General features: G+C 55.5%; 21 protein-coding genes. 8 read left to right on the top strand and 13 right to left on the bottom strand.

The window, feature by feature from the left end:
* Position 1: 1 nt before the first annotated feature.
* Genes nqrF through WG891_RS18675 form a run of 6 tightly spaced genes read right to left on the bottom strand, consistent with a single transcriptional unit; the run spans position 2 to position 5,844 of the window.
* Positions 2–1,225, bottom strand: coding sequence for an NADH:ubiquinone reductase (Na(+)-transporting) subunit F (gene nqrF / locus WG891_RS18700; RefSeq protein ID WP_337264126.1), 1,224 nt, complete (start codon positions 1,223–1,225; stop codon positions 2–4).
* 15 nt (positions 1,226–1,240) lie between these two features.
* Positions 1,241–1,837, bottom strand: a complete 597-nt coding sequence (nqrE, locus tag WG891_RS18695) for an NADH:ubiquinone reductase (Na(+)-transporting) subunit E (RefSeq protein ID WP_076944184.1) — start codon at positions 1,835–1,837, stop codon at positions 1,241–1,243.
* 6 nt (positions 1,838–1,843) lie between these two features.
* The gene (locus tag WG891_RS18690) at positions 1,844–2,473 is read right to left on the bottom strand and encodes an NADH:ubiquinone reductase (Na(+)-transporting) subunit D (protein ID WP_337264127.1); all 630 of its coding nucleotides are present in this window, start codon (positions 2,471–2,473) and stop codon (positions 1,844–1,846) included.
* Positions 2,466–3,260: a Na(+)-translocating NADH-quinone reductase subunit C gene (locus WG891_RS18685; protein ID WP_337264128.1), complete on the bottom strand. Its 795-nt coding sequence runs from the start codon at positions 3,258–3,260 to the stop codon at positions 2,466–2,468. The genes WG891_RS18690 and WG891_RS18685 overlap by 8 nt, the downstream gene beginning before the upstream one ends.
* Positions 3,250–4,491 (bottom strand): NADH:ubiquinone reductase (Na(+)-transporting) subunit B, encoded by a 1,242-nt coding sequence (locus WG891_RS18680; protein WP_337264129.1) that lies wholly within the window; start codon positions 4,489–4,491, stop codon positions 3,250–3,252. The genes WG891_RS18685 and WG891_RS18680 overlap by 11 nt, the downstream gene beginning before the upstream one ends.
* 3 nt (positions 4,492–4,494) lie before the next feature.
* Positions 4,495–5,844, bottom strand: a complete 1,350-nt coding sequence (locus WG891_RS18675; protein WP_337264130.1) for a Na(+)-translocating NADH-quinone reductase subunit A — start codon at positions 5,842–5,844, stop codon at positions 4,495–4,497.
* 557 nt (positions 5,845–6,401) lie between these two features.
* On the opposite strand from WG891_RS18675, the gene dpaA reads away from it, so the two are divergent.
* Positions 6,402–7,160 (top strand): peptidoglycan meso-diaminopimelic acid protein amidase, encoded by a 759-nt coding sequence (gene dpaA / locus WG891_RS18670; RefSeq protein WP_337264131.1) that lies wholly within the window; start codon positions 6,402–6,404, stop codon positions 7,158–7,160.
* Here dpaA and WG891_RS18665 read toward each other — a convergent pair.
* Both WG891_RS18665 and lpcA read right to left on the bottom strand, forming a co-directional pair.
* On the bottom strand, positions 7,104–7,898 hold the full coding sequence (locus WG891_RS18665; RefSeq protein ID WP_337264132.1) for a class II glutamine amidotransferase: 795 nt from the start codon (positions 7,896–7,898) through the stop codon (positions 7,104–7,106). The two genes, dpaA and WG891_RS18665, sit on opposite strands and share 57 nt — an antisense overlap.
* A 91-nt stretch (positions 7,899–7,989) precedes the next feature.
* Positions 7,990–8,571: a D-sedoheptulose 7-phosphate isomerase gene (gene lpcA, locus WG891_RS18660; RefSeq protein WP_076944177.1), complete on the bottom strand. Its 582-nt coding sequence runs from the start codon at positions 8,569–8,571 to the stop codon at positions 7,990–7,992.
* A 252-nt stretch (positions 8,572–8,823) separates the two neighbouring features.
* On the opposite strand from lpcA, the gene fadE reads away from it, so the two are divergent.
* Positions 8,824–11,280 carry an acyl-CoA dehydrogenase FadE gene (gene fadE / locus WG891_RS18655; RefSeq protein ID WP_337264133.1) on the top strand — a complete coding sequence of 819 codons (2,457 nt, stop codon included), beginning with the start codon at positions 8,824–8,826 and terminating at the stop codon, positions 11,278–11,280.
* A gap of 52 nt (positions 11,281–11,332) precedes the next feature.
* Here the strand turns inward: fadE and mtnK are convergent, their stop codons facing one another.
* Positions 11,333–12,532, bottom strand: a complete 1,200-nt coding sequence (mtnK, locus tag WG891_RS18650) for an S-methyl-5-thioribose kinase (protein WP_337264134.1) — start codon at positions 12,530–12,532, stop codon at positions 11,333–11,335.
* A 129-nt stretch (positions 12,533–12,661) separates the two neighbouring features.
* On the opposite strand from mtnK, the gene mtnA reads away from it, so the two are divergent.
* Positions 12,662–13,690 (top strand): S-methyl-5-thioribose-1-phosphate isomerase, encoded by a 1,029-nt coding sequence (gene mtnA, locus WG891_RS18645; protein ID WP_337264135.1) that lies wholly within the window; start codon positions 12,662–12,664, stop codon positions 13,688–13,690.
* Here the strand turns inward: mtnA and melR are convergent.
* Positions 13,682–14,608 (bottom strand): transcriptional regulator MelR, encoded by a 927-nt coding sequence (gene melR, locus WG891_RS18640; protein WP_337264136.1) that lies wholly within the window; start codon positions 14,606–14,608, stop codon positions 13,682–13,684. The two genes, mtnA and melR, sit on opposite strands and share 9 nt — an antisense overlap.
* Before the next feature lie 267 nt (positions 14,609–14,875).
* On the opposite strand from melR, the gene WG891_RS18635 reads away from it, so the two are divergent.
* The 3 genes from WG891_RS18635 to WG891_RS18625 all read left to right on the top strand — a co-directional run bounded on the left by WG891_RS18635 (position 14,876) and on the right by WG891_RS18625 (position 17,987).
* A complete protein-coding gene (locus WG891_RS18635) occupies positions 14,876–16,225 on the top strand; it encodes an alpha-glucosidase/alpha-galactosidase (RefSeq protein WP_076944172.1) in 1,350 nt (449 codons plus the stop codon).
* Between the two features lie 83 nt (positions 16,226–16,308).
* Positions 16,309–17,730, top strand: coding sequence for a melibiose:sodium transporter MelB (melB, locus tag WG891_RS18630; protein WP_337264137.1), 1,422 nt, complete (start codon positions 16,309–16,311; stop codon positions 17,728–17,730).
* Between the two features lie 2 nt (positions 17,731–17,732).
* The gene (locus tag WG891_RS18625; protein WP_337264138.1) at positions 17,733–17,987 is read left to right on the top strand and encodes a SemiSWEET transporter; all 255 of its coding nucleotides are present in this window, start codon (positions 17,733–17,735) and stop codon (positions 17,985–17,987) included.
* Between the two features lie 60 nt (positions 17,988–18,047).
* Here the strand turns inward: WG891_RS18625 and WG891_RS18620 are convergent, their stop codons facing one another.
* From WG891_RS18620 to WG891_RS18610, 3 genes are read right to left on the bottom strand one after another with little or no spacing between them, the layout of a single operon-like run.
* Entirely contained in the window at positions 18,048–18,590 is a 543-nt protein-coding gene (locus tag WG891_RS18620; protein ID WP_337264139.1) for a 1,2-dihydroxy-3-keto-5-methylthiopentene dioxygenase, read from the bottom strand.
* Positions 18,587–19,276: an acireductone synthase gene (gene mtnC, locus WG891_RS18615; protein ID WP_337264140.1), complete on the bottom strand. Its 690-nt coding sequence runs from the start codon at positions 19,274–19,276 to the stop codon at positions 18,587–18,589. Before mtnC ends, WG891_RS18620 begins: the two co-directional genes overlap by 4 nt.
* Positions 19,273–19,887, bottom strand: coding sequence for a methylthioribulose 1-phosphate dehydratase (locus WG891_RS18610; protein ID WP_337264141.1), 615 nt, complete (start codon positions 19,885–19,887; stop codon positions 19,273–19,275). The genes mtnC and WG891_RS18610 overlap by 4 nt, the downstream gene beginning before the upstream one ends.
* 242 nt (positions 19,888–20,129) lie before the next feature.
* Here WG891_RS18610 and WG891_RS18605 point away from each other — a divergent pair, with 242 nt between their 5' ends.
* Entirely contained in the window at positions 20,130–21,290 is a 1,161-nt protein-coding gene (locus WG891_RS18605) for a pyridoxal phosphate-dependent aminotransferase (protein ID WP_337264142.1), read from the top strand.
* Positions 21,278–22,051: an amidohydrolase gene (locus tag WG891_RS18600; RefSeq protein ID WP_337264143.1), complete on the top strand. Its 774-nt coding sequence runs from the start codon at positions 21,278–21,280 to the stop codon at positions 22,049–22,051. Before WG891_RS18605 ends, WG891_RS18600 begins: the two co-directional genes overlap by 13 nt.
* The last annotated feature ends 147 nt before the right edge of the window (positions 22,052–22,198 follow it).

Below are 22,198 nucleotides of genomic sequence, written 5' to 3'. Positions count from 1 at the left end.
TTCAACCACCAAAGTCATCGAGCATGATGTTATCGTCTTCAACGCCGAGATCCTTCAGCATCTTGATCACCGCCGCGTTCATCATCGGTGGCCCACACATGTAAAACTCACAGTCTTCCGGTGCCGGGTGGTTCTTCAGATAATTTTCCAGCAGGACATTATGAATAAAGCCGGTATAGCCAGTCCAATTATCTTCCGGCTGCGGATCGGAAAGCGCCACATGCCAGGTAAAGTTTTCGTTTTCTTCCTGCAGATGATTGAAATCATCTTCATAGAACATCTCACGCAGAGAACGAGCACCGTACCAGAAGGTGATTTTGCGCTTGGATTTAAGGCGCTTCAACTGATCGAAAATGTGTGAACGCATTGGCGCCATACCGGCCCCACCGCCGATAAACACCATTTCGGCCTGGGTATCTTTGGCAAAAAACTCACCGAATGGCCCGGAGATCGTCACCTTGTCACCCGCTTTCAGCGACCAGATATAGGAGGACATGATCCCCGGCGGCGCTTCAGGGTTATTCGGTGGTGGCGTGGCGATACGCACGTTGAGCATGATGATACCCTTTTCATCCGGGTAGTTGGCCATTGAATAGGCACGCACCGTTGTCTCGTTCACCGCGGAACGGAAGCGGAACAGGTTGAACTTGTCCCAATCACCACGATATTCCTGCGGCACGTCAAAATCCGCATAGCTCACTTCGTGCGCCGGAGCTTCGATCTGAATAAAGCCCCCGGCACGGAACGGCACATCTTCGCCATCCGGGATCTTCAGCATCAGCTCTTTGATAAAGGTCGCTTTATTATCGTTAGAGATAACTTCACATTCCCATTTCTTCACGCCGAAGATCTCTTCCGGCAGCTCGATCTTGAGGTTTTGCTTCACATTCACCTGGCACGCCAGGCGGCAACCCTCTTTCGCCTCACGCTTGCTGATATGGGAAAGCTCAGTGGGCAGAATATCGCCGCCGCCCTCTTTGATCACCACCCGACACTGGCCGCAAGAGCCGCCGCCGCCACAGGCCGAGGAGACAAAGATCCCCTGGCTGGAGAGCATATTGAGCAGCTTATCCCCCGCCGGGGCAGTAAAGCTTTTATCCCGATCGCCATTAACCTCAACGGCGATATCACCGGTATTCACCAGCTTGGATTTGGCAAACAGGATCATTAACGCCAGCAGCATCACGATGCCGGTAAACATGACCACGCCTAAAATAATTTCCATAAATGCTTCCTGCCTTTACAACTGAATGCCGGAAAATGACATAAAACCCAATGCCATCAACCCGGTGGTAATAAAGGTAATGCCCAAACCGCGTAACCCGGCTGGCACATTGGCATACTTCAGTTTTTCGCGGATCCCCGCCAAAGCCACAATGGCCAGCATCCAACCGATACCTGAACTAAAGCCATACACCACGGATTCAGCAAAGTTATAATCGCGCTGTACCATAAACGACACGCCACCAAAGATGGCGCAGTTCACCGTAATCAGCGGCAGGAAGATGCCCAGCGCGTTGTACAATGCCGGGAAGAAGCGATCGAGGATCATCTCCAGAATCTGCACCAATGCGGCGATCACGCCGATAAAGGTGATGAAGTTGAGGAAACTCAGATCAACCCCTTCGATCAAGGCGTTGTCACGCAGCAGCAGGTTATAGACCAGGTTGTTCACCGGCACGGAAATGCCGAGCACCAGGGTGACCGCGATACCCAGGCCAAAAGAGGTCGCCACCTTCTTTGATACCGCCAGGAAGGTACACATGCCGAGGAAGAATGCCAACGCCATGTTCTCGACAAACACCGCGCGAACAAACAGGTTAAGGTAATGTTCCATCAGCGGTTACTCCACTTCTCTTTGGGCTGGTTTCAGGGTGCGTAGCCCCCAAATCATCAGGCCGATGATAAAGAACGCGCTGGGTGCCAGCAGGAACAGGCCGTTTGGCTGATACCAGCCCCCGTTCTGCACCGTCACTAACACCGGTATATCGAACAGATTGCCCGAACCAACCAGCTCACGCAGGAACCCGACCAGGATCAGGATCACCCCGTACCCCAAGCCATTGCCGATGCCATCCATAAAACTTTCGATCGGCGGCGACTTCATGGCGTAGGCTTCCGCACGGCCCATCACAATACAGTTGGTGATAATCAGGCCCACGAACACCGACAGTTGTTTAGAGATCTCATACGCATAGGTACGTAAAAACTGATCAACCACGATCACCAGCGAAGCGATAATGGTCATCTGCACGATAATGCGCACGCTGTTAGGAATGTGGTGGCGAATCAGTGAAATAAAGAAGCTGGAAAACGCGGTCACCAGCGTCAATGCCAGCGTCATCACCAGCGCGGTTTCCAGCTTGGTGGTGACCGCCAGCGCCGAACACACCCCGAGGATCTGCAATGCAATCGGGTTATTATCAAGCAGCGGTTCCAGCAGAACCCGCTTAATCTCTTTGGAATCAGCCATTTTTCAGCGCTCCTTCACGGACTCTTTGCAGGAATGGGCCGAAACCATGATCGCCCAACCAGAAATTAAACGTATTCTGTACACCGTTGGAAGTGAGTGTGGCACCGGACAAACCATCCACGCCGTGCACATCCCCTGGCCGTGCGCCACCGTGCACAATGCGGATCGCCGGGTTGCCTTTTTCGTCAAACAACTGCTTGCCGACCCACTGTGCGCGCCAACGCGGGTTCTGTATTTCTCCCCCTAACCCTGGCGTTTCACCGTGCCGATAGAAACTCAGGCCGCGTACCGTATTACCATCCGCATCCAGCGCGACAAAGGCGTACATCATCGCCCAGACGCCAGAACCATTGATCGGTAATATGATATTGCGCACGGCCCCTGCGTCATCGCGCACCAGATAGATTTCCACCTGGTTACTGCGGCGCCGAATGCCGGCAATATCTTTCTCAGCCGGTAATGCGATGCTCTTGGCATCGCTACGCAACGCAGCGGCCATATCAAATTCGCTATGATCCCCCGGCACAAACTCACCGCTATTCAGATCCAACAGACGCGTTTCGATATATTTGTCAAATGTTGCTCTGACCCGGCCACCGGTCATACCCCGCGTCCACAGACCCGCCACATCCAGGATATTGCGTTGCTTGTCCAGCAACCGCTGCTCCTGCTGTTGGGCACGCAAACCGACGGCAGACCCTGCCACCACCACAGAACACACCAGGCACAGCATCAGCACTACCAGCAGCGTTTTGCCGATGCTGTCATTTTTAGATTCATTCGCCACGGGCTTTTCTCCGCTTGATGTTGGCCTGCACCACCAGATAATCGAACAGTGGTGCGAACAGGTTGGCGAACAGGATCGCCAGCATCATGCCTTCCGGATAGGCGGGGTTGACCACACGGATCAGCACACACATCACGCCAATCAAGATGCCGTACCACCATTTCCCCTTGTTGGTAAACGAGGCAGAAACCGGGTCGGTAGCCATAAAGATCATACCGAAGGCAAAGCCCCCGAGCACCAGATGCCAGTACCATGGCATGGCAAACAGCGGGTTGGTGTTAGAACCGATGGCGTTGAACAGATAAGCGGTGGCGATCATGCCGATCATCACCCCGGCCACAATGCGCCAGGAAGCCACGCGGGCAAACAGAATAACCGCGCCGCCAAGCAGGATCATCAGCGTGGACACTTCACCAATCGAGCCAGGGATGTTGCCGATAAATGCATCCATCCAGGTGATGGGCTGCCCGGTGGCAATGCTGCTCAAGCTGTGCATGCCGCCAGAGCCCCACTGCGACAATGGCGTAGCGCCAGAGAAACCGTCGGCGGAAGTCCATACCAGCTCGCCAGAAATCTGCGCCGGATAGGCAAAGAACAGGAAAGCACGCCCCGCTAGCGCCGGGTTAAGGAAGTTACGCCCGGTGCCGCCAAAGATCTCTTTGGCGATCACCACGCCAAAGGTGATCCCCAGAGCCACCTGCCACAAAGGTATCGTTGGCGGCAGGATCAGCGCGAACAGAATCGAGGTGACGAAGAAACCTTCGTTGATCTCGTGTTTGCGCACCATGGCAAACAGCACTTCCCAGAAGCCCCCGACCAGAAAGGCCACGGCGTAGATCGGCACAAAATAGGTCGCACCGAGCACCATTTTGCTGATCCAGCCCGCATCGGCGTTTAACGATGCCCCCAGCCACTGCGCCAGACGGTAATGCCAATCGCCCGCCAGTACCTGTTGCAGTTGCTCACCACTGTACAAATGGTGCAGCGCCGGAATCGCCTGCTGGCCGACGTTGTACATCCCCCAGAACATCGCCGGGAATACCGCCAGCCACACCAGGATCATCATGCGTTTGAGATCGATAGCATCACGCACGTGCGATGCACCCCGCGTCACCGTGCCTGGGGTGTAGAACACCGTAGCGGTCGCTTCAAACAGTGGATACCACTTTTCCAGCTTGCCGCCCGGCGTGAAGTGATGCTCAATCTTGTCAAAAAAGTTCTTCAGGCCCATGGATTATCCTTCCTGCTCAATCTTGGTCAGCACGTCACGCAGCACCGGGCCGTATTCATACTTGCCGGGGCACACGAAGGTGCATAACGCCAGATCTTCTTCATCCAGCTCCAGACAGCCCAACGCCTGAGCGCTGTCGGTATCGCCAGACAACAGATCGCGCAATAAGTGGGTAGGCAGAATGTCCAGCGGCATCACGCGTTCGTAATTACCGATCGGCACCATCGCACGCTCACCGCCGTTGGTGGTGGTCGAAAAAGCGAACAGCTTATTCTTCAGGAAATGCCCCAGCGTAGTGCGGGTAATGGAGAATTTATCGGGCGCAGGTGCGATCCAGCCGAACAGCTCTTTCTCGCGCCCTTCCAGCAACACGGAAACCTGGTTGTGGAAACGACCAAGCCAGGCACTCGGCCCGCTGGCACGGGTGCCACTCAGCACCGAACCGGAAATCACACGGTTTTCCCCAGCCTTCAGGCGGCCAGCGGTCAACTCATCCAGGCTGGCCCCTAAACGGGTACGCAACAGAATAGGTTGCTCCACCTGTGGCCCGGCTAGCGCCACGATGCGGCGGGTGTCGAGTTTACCACTGGTAAACAGCGTACCGATGGCGATGACATCCTGATAGCCGATATGCCAGACGGTTTTTTTCAGGCTGACCGGCTCCAGGAAGTGAATGTGGGTGCCCACCAACCCGGCAGGATGCGGGCCAGCGAACTCGCTATAGCTGATCTGCGCCCCACTCTGCTCCACCATACGCGAACCCGCGGCGTGGCAAACGTGCACCTTGCCCTCGGTGAGACGAGTCAGCACCGTCAGCCCGGCATTAAATGCCGCCTGTTGTTCGGCGATGATCACCTGCGGATCGGCCGCCAGCGGCTGGGTATCCATGGCGCTGACAAAAATAGCCCGCGGTACAGAGCCTGGACGCGGTGCCTTGCTGAACGGACGGGTGCGCAACGCGGCCCACAGGCCACTGGCCAACAGATCGCTTTCAACCTGTTCCCGCTCCAGCGCAGGCAGATCGGCCGGCTGGTAATAAGCAAACTCCACCTGCTCATCACCGCCGTTTTCGATCTCAATCACCACCGCTTGCAGTACGCGACGTTCACCACGATGGATCGCAGCAACACGCCCGCTGGCCGGTGCCGTAAAGAAAACGCCAGGATTCTTTTTATCTTCGAACAGCGCCTGACCTTTTTTAACGCGATCGCCTTCCTCCACCAGCATGGAAGGACGCATACCGACATAATCTTGGCCAAACAGTGCTACACGCGTGATAACGGGGCCGTCTTCAATCACCTGAGACGGTATCCCGGATATCGGCAGATCTAACCCTTTTCTGATTCTGATCATAGGATGTACACGATGTTTAAAATGTCCACACGTCTTACCGGCCCGCAGGCTGGCACGGACGATGCCAGGATGATGAGGTTGCCATAACAACCTCAGGATGGGCACAACAGGATCGTACCCAACATGAAACTCTCACACAGAACCGTTTTCTCTATCTCAAAATTCCGGCCCAGACAGCAGTGCAGCGTGTTAAATAAATGTTATTAACACAAAGATGGAATCGATTCTATTTTGTTCAAAATCCCCCCATCTATTCACCACTAGATCATAGTAAAACAAGGGGGGAATATTAACATTTTTGGTAACATTTTTCCGTGCTATCTAGTGACCTGAGTCAAACAAACACAATTAAATAGCGGCTATTTTTCAGCATTCATCGTTAAAATCTGCCAGTCAATTCACTTTTAACGAGGTTTGTAGTTTTTTTATACACTTCGTGTATTGCTACAAAAAAACCACACTGGTAATCTGGCGTGGCATTTAATGCAATCACATCAGTCAGTGGCATGTTGGCAACGTTTTCACTAAGCCAACAGTTAATATAAGCAGGAATAATAATGAGCAGAATCGCGCTGTTTTTTGCGATGCTATTTTGTATGCCGATGATCACGGCCTGCAGCGCCAGCGAGCAGGCCCCCGAAGCACCGGTAGTTAAACAGCAATTATTGGGTTCACCCGTCTATATCCAGATATTCAAAGAAGAACGCAAGCTGGAACTTTATGCCAAAATGGGCAATGAATTCCGTTTGGTGAATACCTTCCCTATCTGCAATTTCTCCGGGGGTTTGGGCCCCAAACGCCGTGAAGGTGACTTTAAAAGCCCAGAGGGTTTTTATAGCGTCGATGTGCGCAATCTGAAGCCCAACAGTAAATATTATCGGGCAATCAACATCGGCTTCCCGAATGATTATGACAAGGCACAGGGGTATTCCGGGGCCTATCTGATGATTCACGGTGAATGCAAATCTGTCGGTTGCTATGCAATGACCAACACTTACATGGATGAGATTTATCGCTATGTGGAGGCGGCATTTGCCTATGGTCAGGCCCAGGTGAATATCAGCATTTATCCGTTCCGCATGACCGAACAGAACCTGCAACGCCACCGTAACTCCAGCAACATTAACTTCTGGCGTCAGTTAAAACCAGGCTATGAGTACTTCGTGAAAAACCGCCAGCCGCCGATGGTTAACGTGAGCAATGGCCAATATGTGCTGGCCCATCCGGTTAACAGCAGTGGTCAGCCAGCGCAGTATGCCTCAACGGTGGATGTTAATTCGCTCTCCCAGAACAAGCCGTTCACCGTAGTAAAATAAAGCAAACTCACCTGGCGCAATTTTGTGCCAGGTTTCATTGCCCGTCAGCGGCTGAGTCGCAATTACCGTCACCACGTCGTCAGGCGTGGTCTGTTGCTGAAAATCAATCTCTACATCCTGATCGAGCAAGGTGGCTTTGCCAAAGGGGGCACGCCGGGTGATCCAGTAAAGATTGGTTGAGCAATAGGCCATCACAAAACGTCCATCCGACAGCAGCATATTGAATACCCCCTTCTGCCGCAGGTGATCGGCAAGCTGGGCAATGTAGCGGAACACCGCTGGCCAATTGCTGGGCGTCCGCGGGTATTTCAGCGCCAACTGATTCAGCAACCAGCAAAAAGCGTATTCACTGTCGGTCTGCCCCACCGGGCGGAAGTTGCCGGTAGGCAGTTTTCGATAACCCTTAAGCTGGCCGTTGTGCGCGTAGGTCCAGTTGCGGCCCCACAGTTCACGCGTGAACGGATGCGTGTTTTCCAGCGCCACTTCACCACGGTTAGCCTGGCGAATATGGGAAACCACCGCGCAGGATTTGATCGGGTACTCCTGCACCAAGCGGGCGATCGGTGAATTGAAACTCGGTTGTGGATCTTTAAAGGTGCGGCAGCCATTACCTTCATAGAAAGTAATGCCCCAACCATCTTTATGTGGCCCGGTGCGGCCACCGCGCTGAACCAGCCCGCTGAAGCTAAAGCAAATATCGGTTGGCACATTTGCGCTCATCCCGAGCAATTCACACATCGAAAGCCACTCCTTAACCACACTGACTCATTACGTGATGGGCGCGATCTGCTGCGCCCTGCTGCCATTCACCACCGGCGGTCTGGCGTCATCAATCCTTGACCATCTCTTTTTCAATCAGTTGAATCAGGATATGGATCGCTTTGATATGGATCTCCTGAATACGGTCGGCATAGCCAAAGTGCGGAACACGGATTTCCACGTCGGCAGAACCGGCCATTTTACCGCCGTCTTTACCGGTCAGGGTGATCACTTTCATCCCTTTGGCGCGAGCGGCTTCGATAGCCTTGATCACGTTGCCGGAGTTACCGGAAGTGGAAATCCCCAGCAGCACATCACCTGCACGGCCAACCGCTTCCACATAACGAGAGAAGACATAATCGTAGCCAAAATCGTTGCCGACGCAGGACAAGTGGCTGACGTCAGAAATCGCAATAGCGGGGTAACCAGGACGGTTTTCACGATAACGCCCTGTCAGCTCTTCTGCGAAGTGCATCGCGTCACAGTGAGACCCCCCGTTGCCGCAGGAAATCACTTTCCCTCCCGCTTTAAAGGCGTCGGCCAGTAAGACCGCCGCACGCTGGATAGCGTCAATATTGGCATCATCGCTGAGGAATTTCGCCAAAGTATCAGCCGCTTCGTTCAGTTCACTACGAATTAAATCGTGGTACATGGAGGTCGCCTCTTTTTTGCTTTCGCATCGTCAATCTTTCGCTGTGCAGTGTAACGGATCGCAGAAACACCGAGAAGTACTGTGAATGAAACAGCGCATGTGTTGAGCTATAGCTGAAGTTTTTGGCGCAGGGGTGCCGCCAGTTTGTGACTTAAGTTGTAATTGAAGTGTAAATATATTGATAAATGTCTGGGTATGGACTACAACCAATAGAGATAACAGGTCGGACCTCTTACTACTTCGGAGCTTCTTATGATGGTTCTTAGCATCGTTGTTTTACTCGCACTCATTGGTGTGGTGTTTTATCACCGAGTGAATCTAGCGTTCAGCAGCCTGCTGCTGCTGGCCTATACGGTGGCCATGGGCGCTATCGGCCTATGGAGCTTTGGGATGTTGCTGCCGCTGGCGCTCGTTCTGCTGCCGCTGAATGTCACCTCGCTGCGCCGTTCGCTGCTTTCCGCTCCCGCTCTGCGCGCCTTCCGTAAGGTGATGCCACCGATGTCCACCACGGAAAAAGAAGCCATTGAGGCAGGAACCACCTGGTGGGAAGGTGACCTGTTCCGTGGCCAGCCAGACTGGAACAAACTGCACAACTATCCGCAACCCAAGTTGACGGCAGAAGAGCAGGCGTTTCTCGATGGCCCGGTTGAAGAAGCCTGCCGCATGGCAAACGACTTCCAGATCACCCATGAACTGGCCGACCTGCCGCCAGAACTGTGGGCCTATCTGAAAGAGCATCGCTTCTTCGCCATGATCATCAAGAAAGAGTATGGCGGCCTGGAGTTTTCTCCGTATGCGCAAGCCCAGGTGCTGCAGAAGCTGGCCGGTGTCTCCGGTATTCTGGCGATCACCGTTGGCGTGCCTAACTCTCTCGGCCCAGGCGAGTTGCTGCAACACTACGGCACCGAAGAGCAGAAAAATCACTATCTGCCGGGCCTGGCGCGCGGCGACGAAATCCCTTGTTTCGCACTGACCAGCCCAGAAGCGGGCTCCGACGCCGGAGCGATTCCGGACACCGGTATCGTCTGTATGGGCGAATGGCAAGGCAAACAGGTACTGGGTATGCGCCTGACCTGGAACAAGCGCTACATTACCCTGGCCCCCATCGCCACCGTACTGGGCTTGGCATTCAAACTGCATGACCCGGATCACCTGCTGAGCGATAACGCCTCTCCAGGCATTACCTGTGCGTTGATCCCAACCAACACCCCAGGGGTAGAAATCGGCAACCGCCATTTCCCACTGAACGTGCCGTTCCAGAATGGCCCAACCTGCGGTAACGACGTGTTCGTCCCGATCGACTACATCATCGGCGGGCCAAAAATGGCCGGTCAGGGCTGGCGTATGCTGGTTGAATGTCTGTCCGTCGGGCGCGGTATCACACTGCCTTCCAACTCCACTGGCAGCCTGAAATCCATTGCGCTGGCAACCGGGGCTTATGCCCACATCCGCCGCCAGTTCAAAATCTCTATCGGCAAGATGGAAGGGATCGAAGAACCACTGGCACGCATTGCGGGTAACACCTATGTGATGGATGCTGCCGCTTCACTGATCACCTATGCGCTGATGCAGGGCGAGAAACCGGCGGTATTGTCTGCCATCGTCAAATACCATTGTACCCACCGTGGTCAGCAGGCCATCATTGATGCAATGGATATCACCGGCGGTAAAGGCATCATGCTTGGGGAATCTAACTTCCTGGCGCGCGCTTACCAAGGAGCACCTATCGCCATCACCGTGGAAGGGGCCAACATTCTGACCCGTACCATGATGATCTTCGGTCAAGGGGCCATTCGCTGCCATCCTTATGTGCTGACTGAAATGGCGGCGGCGCAGGATAACGATCTGCAGGCGTTCGATAAAGCCCTGTTTGGCCATCTGGGCCACGTCGGCAGCAGTAAAATGCGCAGCCTGTGGCTGGGGTTGACCAATGGCCGCACCAGCAGTAGCCCGACCAAAGACTCAACGCGCCGTTACTATCAGCAGTTGAACCGTCTGAGCGCCAACCTGGCCCTGCTGTCTGACGTTTCGATGGGCGTGCTGGGCGGTAGCCTGAAACGCCGCGAGCGCATCTCTGCCCGCCTGGGGGACGTACTCAGCCAGATGTACTTGGCCTCGGCAACGTTGAAACGTTTTGAAGATGAAGGCCGTCAGAAAGAAGATCTGCCGCTGGTACATTGGGGCGTGCAGGACAGCCTGAATCAGGCGGAACAAGCGCTGGATGATTTACTGCGTAACTTCCCGAACCGCTTTATCGCCGGTGCCCTGCGTGTGGTGGTTTTCCCATTCGGCCGCGTCCACTCAGCGCCTGCGGATCGCCTCGATCATCAACTGGCGAAGATCATCCAACAACCTTCCGCAACCCGCAGCCGCTTGGGGCGTGGGCAGTACCTGACGCCGAGTGAACATAACCCGGTTGGTTTGATGGAAAGCGCGCTGGCCGATGTGATTGCCGCAGAGCCGATTCATGAACGTCTCTGCAAGCAAATGGGTAAAAGCCTGCCATTCACCCGGTTGGATCGCCTGGCACAACGCGCGTTAGAAGAAGGTAAAATCAATGCGGATGAAGCGAAAATCCTGGTGAAAGCCGAAGAAAGCCGCCTGCGCTCCATCAACGTTGATGACTTTGCCCCTGAACTGCTGGCAGCACAGAAAGCGGGAAAGCCGGTAACGAAGGAGAAGCGCCAACAACAGGCTGAAGTGGCATAACCTTCAGCCATAATCAACCACCAGGGGCGATGCGAATCGCCCCTTTTTCTTTTTAACCGTTTTGGCGGATACGTGCCAATAATGCGTCGATATGTTCGATTTGCGCCGCATTGACGATCAGAGTACGCCCCAGGCTGAGCGCATTGCGCTGGCATTCGGTACGCATTTCAGGCTCGCTGATGCTGTCCAGATCGGCGACGTGCGCCAGCCCGATCGTGCGACGAATCAGTTCGGTACCCGCATATCCCACCGCATCCTGCCACACCTGATCCAGGAACTGCTCGGCATAGCCCGGCACCGCCAAGGCAGCATCACGGGTATGCTGATGGCACAAGGTCAGGAAACGATCGGCGAAGATCAGCCACAGTTCACGAACGTCCTGCAAGCGCTGCTCACGCCCGGCAGCGGCATCCCGTGGGCCAAGCAGCCCCGGTAAACCGCAATAATTCAGCAGCAGATTGCCCAGCGCGGTCCCCAGATCAAACCCTATCGGCCCATAGAAACCGAATTCTGCATCGATGGCTTTGAGCCTGCCTTCCGCCACAAAAACCGAACCGCTGTGAATATCGCCATGCAGCAACGCTTCTGCCTTGCTCAGAAAGCGATGCTTGAGGCCAGCTACCGCCAGCCTCAAGGCTGCATCATTACGCAGCTCCTGCACCTGCGGCAGCAGTGCCTCATCAAACTGATTACGTTCGTGATCGATATAGGGATCGGTGAAAAACAGATCTTCGGTGATCTGGCACAGCTCCGGGTTGGTAAAACGGCTGACTTCCGCCTTCTTCTCTTGTGCATTCTGGTAAAAGTCAGAGGTATGAAACAGGGTTTGCGCCAGGTATTCCGCCAGTTGCCCGGCCGCCAGCGGATAATAGCGCCCCTTCACCAGTTCGCTGCGCCAGATATGGTGATCAGAAAGATCTTCCTGCACCATCACCGCCAATTCAGGATCGTGATGCAGCACCTGCACCGTGTGGCGCGGGCACAAAGCGCCATGAACCAGCAAGGTTTGTGCTTCAATGCGCGCCCGATCCAGCGTCAACGGCCAGGATTCCCCCACGCAGCGCACATAGGGCAGTGCCTGTTTGACGATCGCTCGGCTCACGCCCTGCGGATCGCGGATTTTAAACACCAGGTTCAGATTGCCGTCGCCAATCTCCTCGGCGCTCACCAGGCTCTGTGGATCGGCAACCTGCCCGTATTGGCGGGCATAGGCAACAGCATCGGCAGCAGTAAACGTACGATAAAGCGACATCCCCAACCCCTCTCGCGATGATTTCTATTTTTTAGCCGTAAAAGCATTTAGCCATCTATACATCTGGAAGTCATGTTGGCAGAATAGCGTTACAGATGCAATAAGCACATAACAAGGATTTAACTGCCAATGCAAACGCTTAACACCACCAGTTTACAGCTGAAGGAAAACCGACTTTGGATCCTCGATCAACAGGCATTACCGCAGGAAAAGCGCTGGTTGCCCTGCGACAGCGTGGATGAATTGGTGGAACATATCCGCTCCTTACGGGTGCGCGGTGCACCGCTGATTGGCCTGTCGGCCAGCCTGCTGTTAGCCCTGCTGGCCGAACGCGGTTTATCCCCCTCGGAGCTGGAACAGGCGTTACAGACTCTGCGCGCCTCGCGGCCCACGGCAGTTAACCTGATGAACAATCTGGATCGCATGAAGCAGGCGCTGGCACAGCCCGATTGGGCCACGGCGATGGCCGCAGAAGCGCTGCGTTTGGTAGAAGAAGATCGGGCGCTGTGCGATCGCATTGCCGATCACGGTGCTGAACGGGTGCAACCGGGCAGCCGCCTGTTAACCCACTGTAATACCGGCGGGCTGGCAACCGCTGGCATCGGCACCGCCATTGGTGTGCTGTTGCGTGCCCACCAGCAGGGCAAGATCGCGCAGGTTTGGGTGGATGAAACCCGCCCGTTGCTGCAAGGCGGCCGCCTCACCGCCTGGGAGTTAGGCGAGCTTGGTGTCCCTTACCAGTTGATTTGCGACTCAATGGCCGCCAGCCTAATGGCCGCAGGCCAAGTCGATGCCGTCTGGGTCGGGGCTGACCGCATCGCCGCCAACGGCGATGTCGCCAATAAGATCGGCACCTACAGCCTGGCGGTGCTGGCCCATTATCACCGCATTCCGTTTTATGTGGCCGCACCGCACACCACTCACGATCCGCATTGCCCGAACGGTGCGGCGATCCCCATTGAACAGCGTGCTGCGGCAGAAGTCACCGGCGTAGCGGGCAGTTTTGGCACCTGCCAATGGGCACCGGCGGATGCCGCGGTGTATAACCCGGCGTTCGACGTCACGCCTGCGGCGCTGATCAGCGGCTGGGTGTTGGACTGCGGAGTGATCACCCCGCAGCAGGTGGCTGACGGGATTTTCCAGCGGGCGTTAGGTTAAATGCCTGCGGAGCTGGCTGAGTTTTCTGTATTTCTGTGGTGACATGCCCACATACTTGTGGAAAGTGCTGTAAAACCGGCTGCTTGAGCGAAACCCCGCCGTCAGAGCGATATCCAGAATGGTTTTATCGGTATCGCTCAGCAGCGCCCTGACATGGTTGATGCGCATCGCCGTGATGTACTGCTTCATGGTCAGCTGCATCACGCGCTGGAAAATCCCCATCGCATAGTTGGGGTTGAGCTTGACGTGCTCGGCTACGCTGTCAATGGTCAGTGCCTGATCGTAGTTGTCGGCAATAAATCCCAGCATCTGGCTGACGTAAAACTGCGCATGCCGGGAAACACCGTTCTTGTGGGTGCGCGCAGCTTTATTCACCAGGATCGGCTGCCAACCGGAAAGGCTAAAACGCTTGAGCATCAGGCCGATCTCGTCGATCGCCAATTGCCGGATTTGCTCATCGCCACTGGTGAGCTCTGCCTGCCAGCGCTGCACTTCAAACGCGCTGATTTGATGGGCTGTAAGCGATTTCACGACCATACCGTGCGTAACGTGATTGATCAGTTCCCGATCCAACGGCCATGAAAGAAACAGATGCATCGGCAAATTCAGGATCGCCATACTCTGGCAGTCGCCAGGGCGAGTCAGCTGATGCGGAACACAGGCCCAGAACAGCGTGATATGCCCCTGTTTGATCCGCACCACCTCATCGTTGATCAGGTATTCCACATCACTGTCAAAAGGCACGTTCACTTCTACCTGGCCGTGCCAGTGGCTGGACGGCATCGCGAGCGGGGCGCGCAGTTCAATGTCCATGCGCTGATAATCGGAATAGAGCGACAGCGGGCTGCGCGCCGCAGGGTCGGTACTGCTGCACATGTCGGGATCGGGCGCTAAAGCGCGCACCACGGCATTTTCCATAGCGATCGTCTTCCTGTTCCTGAATGATCAGAATAATGACACAGCAGAGGAAAACAGGGTGCGATCGAGACCACACCTTGCCCTAAACCTTGCTTCAATTCCTCCATATTCTCTGCTTTCTCCCTCTTTTTATCCCATAAACTCAGATTCGGCAGGCTGGTACGCAGAATCTGAGTTTATGGGAATGCTCACCCGGGAATATGGAAGCGTTACCACTGCGCGTCGTGCCACCATGGCGTTATCCCAACACGCCACTGGAGAACACTTATGGCAGTCCCAAAAATCACTTTTATCGGCGCTGGCTCGACCATTTTTGTTAAAAACATCCTTGGCGACGTGTTTCATCGCCAGGCCTTTAAATCAGCCCATATCGCGCTGATGGACATTAATGAAACCCGTCTGGAAGAGTCGCATATTGTGGTGCGCAAACTGATGGATTCTGCCGGTGCTAGCGGGCGCATTACTTGCCATACCCAGCAGAAAGCCGCCCTCAACGGGGCCGATTTTGTGGTTGTCGCCTTTCAGATTGGCGGTTATGAGCCCTGCACCGTCACTGACTTTGAGGTGTGTAAACGCCACGGCCTGGAACAGACCATCGCCGATACGCTGGGCCCCGGCGGCATTATGCGTGCGCTGCGCACCATTCCGCACCTGTGGCAGATTTGCGCAGACATGACGGAAGTCTGTCCGAATGCCACCATGCTCAACTACGTCAACCCGATGGCGATGAATACCTGGGCAATGTATGCCCGCTATCCGCAGATCAAGCAGGTCGGGCTCTGCCACTCCGTGCAGGGTACCGCGGAAGAGCTGGCGCGCGATCTGAATATCGACGCCAGCGAATTACGCTACCGCAGCGCCGGGATCAACCATATGGCTTTCTACCTTGAGCTGGAGAGGAAAGGGGTTGATGGCCAGTACCACAGTATTTATCCAGACCTGCTGGAGGCCTATGCCAGCGGCCAGGCCCCGAAAGCGAACATCCATGGTAACCCGCGCTGCCAGAACATTGTGCGCTATGAGATGTTCAAAAAGCTGGGCTACTTTGTGACGGAATCCTCCGAGCATTTTGCTGAATATACGCCATGGTTTATCAAGCCGGGCCGTGATGACCTGATCGAACGCTATAAAGTACCACTGGATGAATATCCGAAACGCTGCGTGGAACAACTGGCCAACTGGCAACGGGAACTTGAAGAGTACCAAACGGCGGATCGCATCGAGATTAAGCAGTCCAACGAATACGCCAGCGCCATCATGAACGCACTGTGGACCGGTGAGCCCGACGTCATCTATGGCAACGTGCGTAACGATGGCCTGATCGATAACCTGCCACAGGGGTGCTGCGTGGAAGTGGCCTGCCTGGTCGATGCCAACGGCATCCGCCCCACCAAAGTGGGCAAGCTGCCTGCGCATTTAGCCGCGCTGATGCAGACCAACATCAACGTGCAAACGCTGCTGACCGAAGCCATTCTGAGCGAAAACAAAGAGTACGTTTATTATGCGGCCATGATGGATCCGCATACCGCCGCCGTACTGGGCATTGAGGAGATCTATGCGCTGGTTGACGATCTGATCGCCGCGCACGGCGACTGGCTGCCAGCCTGGCTGCACTGATACCGCCTTGCGATCGTCGGGCGCCAAGCGCCTGACTTCCCCTAAACAGCAGGAGGGCGCTGGCAACGGTGACCCTGTACCCTATGAGTGTTTCAATAACCACAAAGTTAAGCTACGGTTTTGGCGCTTTCGGTAAAGACTTCGCCATCGGCATTGTTTACATGTACCTGATGTATTACTACACCGACGTTGTGGGGTTATCGGTGGGTATCGTCGGGACGTTATTCCTGGTGGCGCGCATCTGGGATGCGCTCAACGATCCGATCATGGGCTGGATCGTCAACAACACCCGCACCCGCTGGGGGAAATTCAAACCCTGGATCCTGATTGGCACCCTGACGAACTCCATCGTGCTGTTCCTGCTGTTCAGCGCCCATCACTTTGAAGGCACGTCACAACTGCTCTTTGTCATCGTCACCTATATTCTCTGGGGCATGACCTATACCCTGATGGATATTCCTTTCTGGTCGCTGGTGCCGACCATTACGCTGGACAAGCGCGAACGCGAGGAACTGGTGCCCTACCCACGCTTCTTCGCCAGCCTGGCGGGCTTTGTCACCGCCGGGGTGACGCTGCCGTTTGTCAACTACGTGGGCGGTGGCGATCGCGGGTTCGGCTTTCAGATGTTCACTCTGGTGCTGATCGCGTTCTTTGTCGTATCAACGTTTATCACCCTGCGTAACGTCAAAGAGGTGTATTCATCGGATAACACCGCGGAGGGTGCCAGCCGTATCAACCTGAGAACCATGATCGGGCTGATCTACAAGAACGATCAGCTTTCCTGCCTGCTCGGCATGGCGCTGGCCTACAATATCGCCTCCAACGTCATTACCGGTTTTGCCATTTACTACTTCACCTACGTGATTGGCGATGCGGCGCTCTTCCCTTATTACATGTCTTACGCCGGTGCAGCTAACCTGATCACCTTGATCCTGTTTCCACGCCTGGTGAAGTCGCTTTCACGCCGCGTGCTGTGGGCCGGGGCGTCAATCATGCCGATTCTTGGCGGCGGTGTGTTACTTGGCATTGCCACGGCGGGCTATCACAACCTGTTGCTGATCTCGCTGGCGGGGGTGTTACTCAACGTCGGTACCGCGCTGTTCTGGGTGTTGCAGGTGATCATGGTGGCCGACACCGTCGACTACGGCGAGTACAAGCTTAACGTGCGCTGCGAAAGCATTGCCTACTCGGTACAAACGCTGGTGGTGAAAGCGGGTTCGGCCCTGTCGGCGTTTTTTATCAGCATTGTGCTTGGCGTTGTCGGCTATGTGCCCAACGTCGCCCAGTCCCCTGAAACCGTTGCCGGGATGCAGTTCATCATGATCGCACTGCCTGCCCTGTTCTTCTGCGTCACGCTGTTCATTTATTTCAGGCTTTATAAGCTGAACGGCGATTTCCAGCACCAGATCCAGACGCACCTGCAGGATAAATATCGCCAAGCACCGGATGGGCCTACGCGCGAAACAGGCCACATCCTGTTGCCCGAGGCGGAGGCAAAAGGATAACTATGGAGTGGATTTCGCTTATCGGCTACCTGGCAGCCTGCCTGACAACGCTCTCTTTTCTGCCGCAGGCCATCAAGGTGATCGCCACGCGCAACACGCAAGGCATCTCGCTGTTGATGTACGCAATGTTTATTGTGGGTTTACTGCTCTGGCTGATTTATGGCGTGCTGATCGGCAATATCGCCGTCAGCCTGGCTAACCTGCTGACGTTGCTGTTTGCCCTGCCGATTCTGGTGATTAAGTACCAGAACCGTTAAGCCACCGACGTTCTCTCCTGTTCACTGAGCAGGAGAGAAGGTTCTGCTTTGCAGCGAGCATCAGGCCAAACGCGGAAACGCCTCGGCAATCTTGTCGCCGGTAAACTGCGCTATCCAGCCCTGTGGGTTATCAAATAGACGGATCGCGGTAAAGTGTGGTGCCGAGCCCATATCAAACCAATGACGGGTGTTGGCGGGCACGGAAAGCAGATCGTTTTTCTCGCACAGGATCTGGAAAACCTTGCCTTCCAGATGCAGGCAGAACAGCCCTTGGCCCTCCACAAAAAAACGCACCTCATCTTCGCCGTGGGTATGTTCAGCCAGAAACTTGCCACGCAACTCCTGCCGCTGTGGGTTATCCGGGCGCATGCTGATCACATCCCAGCTTTGATAATTTTTTTCTGCCACCAGCCGGTCGATCTCATGCTGGTAAGCCGCAATCACCGTATCCGGCTGCGGATTATCCTCCAGCTCGCGATCTGCCTGCCAGCGCTCGAAACGCACGCCAACCTGCGCCAGTTGCTGCTGAATAGCCTGCACGTCGTTGCTCTGCCACAGCGCCCGTTGTGGTTCTGCGTCACTGAAAATGGTTAATCCACTCATGAAACAAACTCCCTCAGTTCAATCTGTTCGAAATGGTTAACTTGCGGGTGCAGGCTCAGTGGATCGGCGGCATCGCGGATCAACTGATAAGTGTGCCAGCCTGCCGCCCTTGCGGCATCAAGCTCCTGATGAATATCGGAAAGGAACAGTATTTCCGCCGGTGCCAGTGCGATATGACGCGCAATATTCTGATAAGACGCGATCTCACGTTTAGCCCCAACGCGGGTATCAAAATAACCGCTGAACAGCGGCCGTAAGTCACCCACCTCGCTGTAACCAAACAGCAACCGTTGCGCCTCCACCGAACCGGAGGAATAGACATACAGCCTCACCCCCTGCTGTTGCCAGGCTGACAACTGCCCGGCGACCTCCGGGTAAAGATGGCCGCGAAAATCCCCGTTGTGATAGCCGCTGCGCCAGATGATCCCCTGCAGGGTTTTCAGCGCGGTGGATTTGCGGTCTTCATCCATAAAACGGTAAAGCGCCGCAATAAGCTGCTCATGATCCGCCTGCGGCTGAGCAAGCTCTTCGCGCAGCGCTGCCAGCGCCGCGGCCACTTCCGCTTCGGCGCCATGATGACGGATGAACTCGGCCAACCGCTCGCGGGCATAGGGGAATAACACCTGATGCACAAAACGGATATCGCTGGTGGTGCCTTCAATATCGGTCACAATCGCACGGATCATTGCGCCTCCAGTAAGCGGCGTTGCAGTTCGCATTGGAACAGGAATTCCAGTCCCTCAAGATGGCGGCGCGCTTCTGCCACCTGTGTACCCCAACAATACAGCCCATGCCCGCGTACCAGGAAAGCGTAGGGTAACGGCGTGCTTTCTGCATAGGCCGCAACGCGGCCCGCTAAGGCCGAAATGTTCTGATCGTTGTCAAAAATCGGGATTGTGACACTGCTCAGATGGCTTTGCTGGCCGCTAAGGGACTTCTGCATTTCATAGCCTTGCAGCACCAGCGCCGCGCCCTTCTCCACACGCGACAGCACGGTAGCATTAACCGAATGGGTATGCAGGACGGCTGTCACCTGGGGATATAAGCGGTAGATCAGGGTATGCAGGCCGGTTTCGGCCGAAGGGATGCGGCCACTCGCCGCCTGGTTGCTGGCAATCTCCACCAGCAAAAAGTCCTGCTCGCTCAGGCTGCCTTTGTCTTTGCCAGACTCCGTAATCCAACACTGTTCACCATCGAGGCGCAGCGACATATTGCCACCGGTCGCCGGGCACCAACCCTTGTCACCAATCCAGTGGCAAGCAGCCAATAACGCATGAAGTTGCGGGTTTTCCGTCATTCACTCAGTTTCCTGCAAGGTAGCGAAAGGAATATGCCCAAAATAATTCGAGTTGCTTGTAGGCGGCAAGCACTGGAGAGCCCAGGAGCATAGATAACTATGTGACTGGGGCGACAGTGCGTAGCCAACACCCAAGCAACTTGAAGTATGAAGGGAATATAGCCATCTAAACGTCTTGATTGCTAAAGGTTAACACCGTGTTATATTGTTGGCAACATAAGCCCCAGGAGTATTAGCCTGAGATGAACACTTCAGCCCCGACCCCCGAAAGCAAGTTACCGGCTCTCGGTACCACCATTTTTACTCAAATGAGCGCGCTGGCGCAGCAGCACCAGGCGATCAACCTATCGCAAGGGTTCCCGGATTTTGATGGCCCAGATTACCTGAAACAGCGCCTGAGCTGGCACGTCAGCCAAGGGGCTAACCAATATGCGCCGATGACCGGCGTTGCCCCACTGCGTGAAGCCATTGCTGAAAAAACCGCACAGCTTTATGGTTGGCAGCCCGACGCCACCAGCGAAGTGACCATCACCGCCGGCGCAACAGAAGCCCTGTTCGCCGCCATCAGCGCGCTGGTGCGCCCCGGTGATGAGGTGATCTGCTTTGATCCCAGCTACGACAGCTATGCCCCGGCGGTGCAGCTCTGCGGTGGTGAACTGAAGCGTATCGCCCTGCAGCCGCCCACGTTCAAGGCCGATTGGCAACAGTTTGCGGCTTTGCTTTCACCGCGCACCCGGCTGGTGATCATCAATACTCCGCACAACCCTTCCGCCACCGCCTGGCACGCAGAAGATATGCAGCAACTGTGGGCCGCAATTGCAGAACACGAAATCTACGTGCTGAGTGACGAAGTCTACGAACACATCTGCTTTGCTACAGGCGGCCATGCCAGCGTGCTGGCGCATCCGCAGTTACGCCAGCGGGCGATCGCCGTTTCCTCCTTTGGTAAAACCTTCCATATGACCGGCTGGAAAGTGGGCTACTGCGTGGCCCCTGCCGCGCTGAGTGCCGAGGTACGCAAGGTTCACCAGTATCTGACCTTCTCAGTTAATACTCCGGCGCAATTAGCGCTGGCCGACATGCTGCGTACCGAACCTGCACATTGGCAGCAGTTGCCCGCGTTCTACCTTGCCAAACGCGATCGTTTTGTGCAGGCTTTGGCGAGCAGCAGACTGGAAATTCTGCCCTGCGCCGGCACCTACTTCCTGCTGGCTGATTACAGCGCCATTTCCGATCTGGATGATGTGGCCTTCTGCCATTGGTTAACCGAGCACGCAGGCGTGGCGGCGATCCCCCTTTCCGTCTTCTGTGCCGACCCTTTTCCTTATAAATTGATCCGGCTGTGCTTCGCTAAACAGGATGCCACGCTGGACGCAGCCGCGGAGCGGTTATGTCGACTTTGAAGATTACCCTATTGCAGCAACCTCTGGTCTGGCGCGATGGCCAAGCCAACCTGCGCCAGTTCGATGCTTTGCTCGATGCCGTTACCGGCCGCGATCTGATCGTGCTACCGGAAATGTTTACCACCGGTTTCGCCATGGATGCCGGTGAAAGCGCACTGCCTGAGCAGCAGGTGATCGACTGGCTGCACGCTTGGGCAGCCAAAACCAACGCGTTGATCGGCGGCAGCGTAGCGCTGAAAACCGCAGAAGGGGCGGTGAACCGTTTCCTGTTGGTTGAGCCCGGCGGCAAGGTGCATTGCTACGATAAACGTCACTTATTCCGTATGGCGGGTGAACACCTGCACTATCAGGCAGGAACCCGGCGCGAAGTGTTTGAATGGCGCGGCTGGCGCATTCTGCCGCAAATCTGTTACGACCTGCGTTTCCCGGTCTGGTCTCGCTATCAGCAAGATTACGATCTGGCGCTGTACGTCGCCAACTGGCCTGCGCCGCGCAGCCTTCACTGGCAAACGCTGCTGGCGGCCCGGGCGATTGAAAATCAGGTGTACGTTGCGGGTTGCAACCGCGTGGGTGAAGACGGCAATGGCCTGAGTTACAGCGGTGACAGCCTAATCATCAGCCCGCAGGGGGAAAGGCTGGCCAGCGCGAAGCCCGGTGAAGCCACCTGGCTGGATGCGGAGTTATTATTGGAGACGCTGCAAGCCTATCGTAACACTTTCCCGGCCTGGCGCGATGCTGATGGTTTCCTGCTCAACCACTGACGATGAGCGAGGCGCAGCAGCCTGCTGCGCCCCTTTATAACAACAGCCACTCAACGATATCATGCTGGCTGGCAGCAAACTTAGAGCCCATCCCAATAGGCGCAATTGTTGCAGCCAGTTTGGACACGGACAGCGCGGAAGAACCGG

Origin of the sequence: Serratia sp. MMO-28, from assembly GCF_037199905.1 — a bacterium.
GTDB lineage: Bacteria > Pseudomonadota > Gammaproteobacteria > Enterobacterales > Enterobacteriaceae > Chania > Chania oryzae.
The sequence above is the reverse complement of the archived record's forward strand: the minus strand, read 5'-3'. Positions and strand labels throughout refer to the sequence as shown.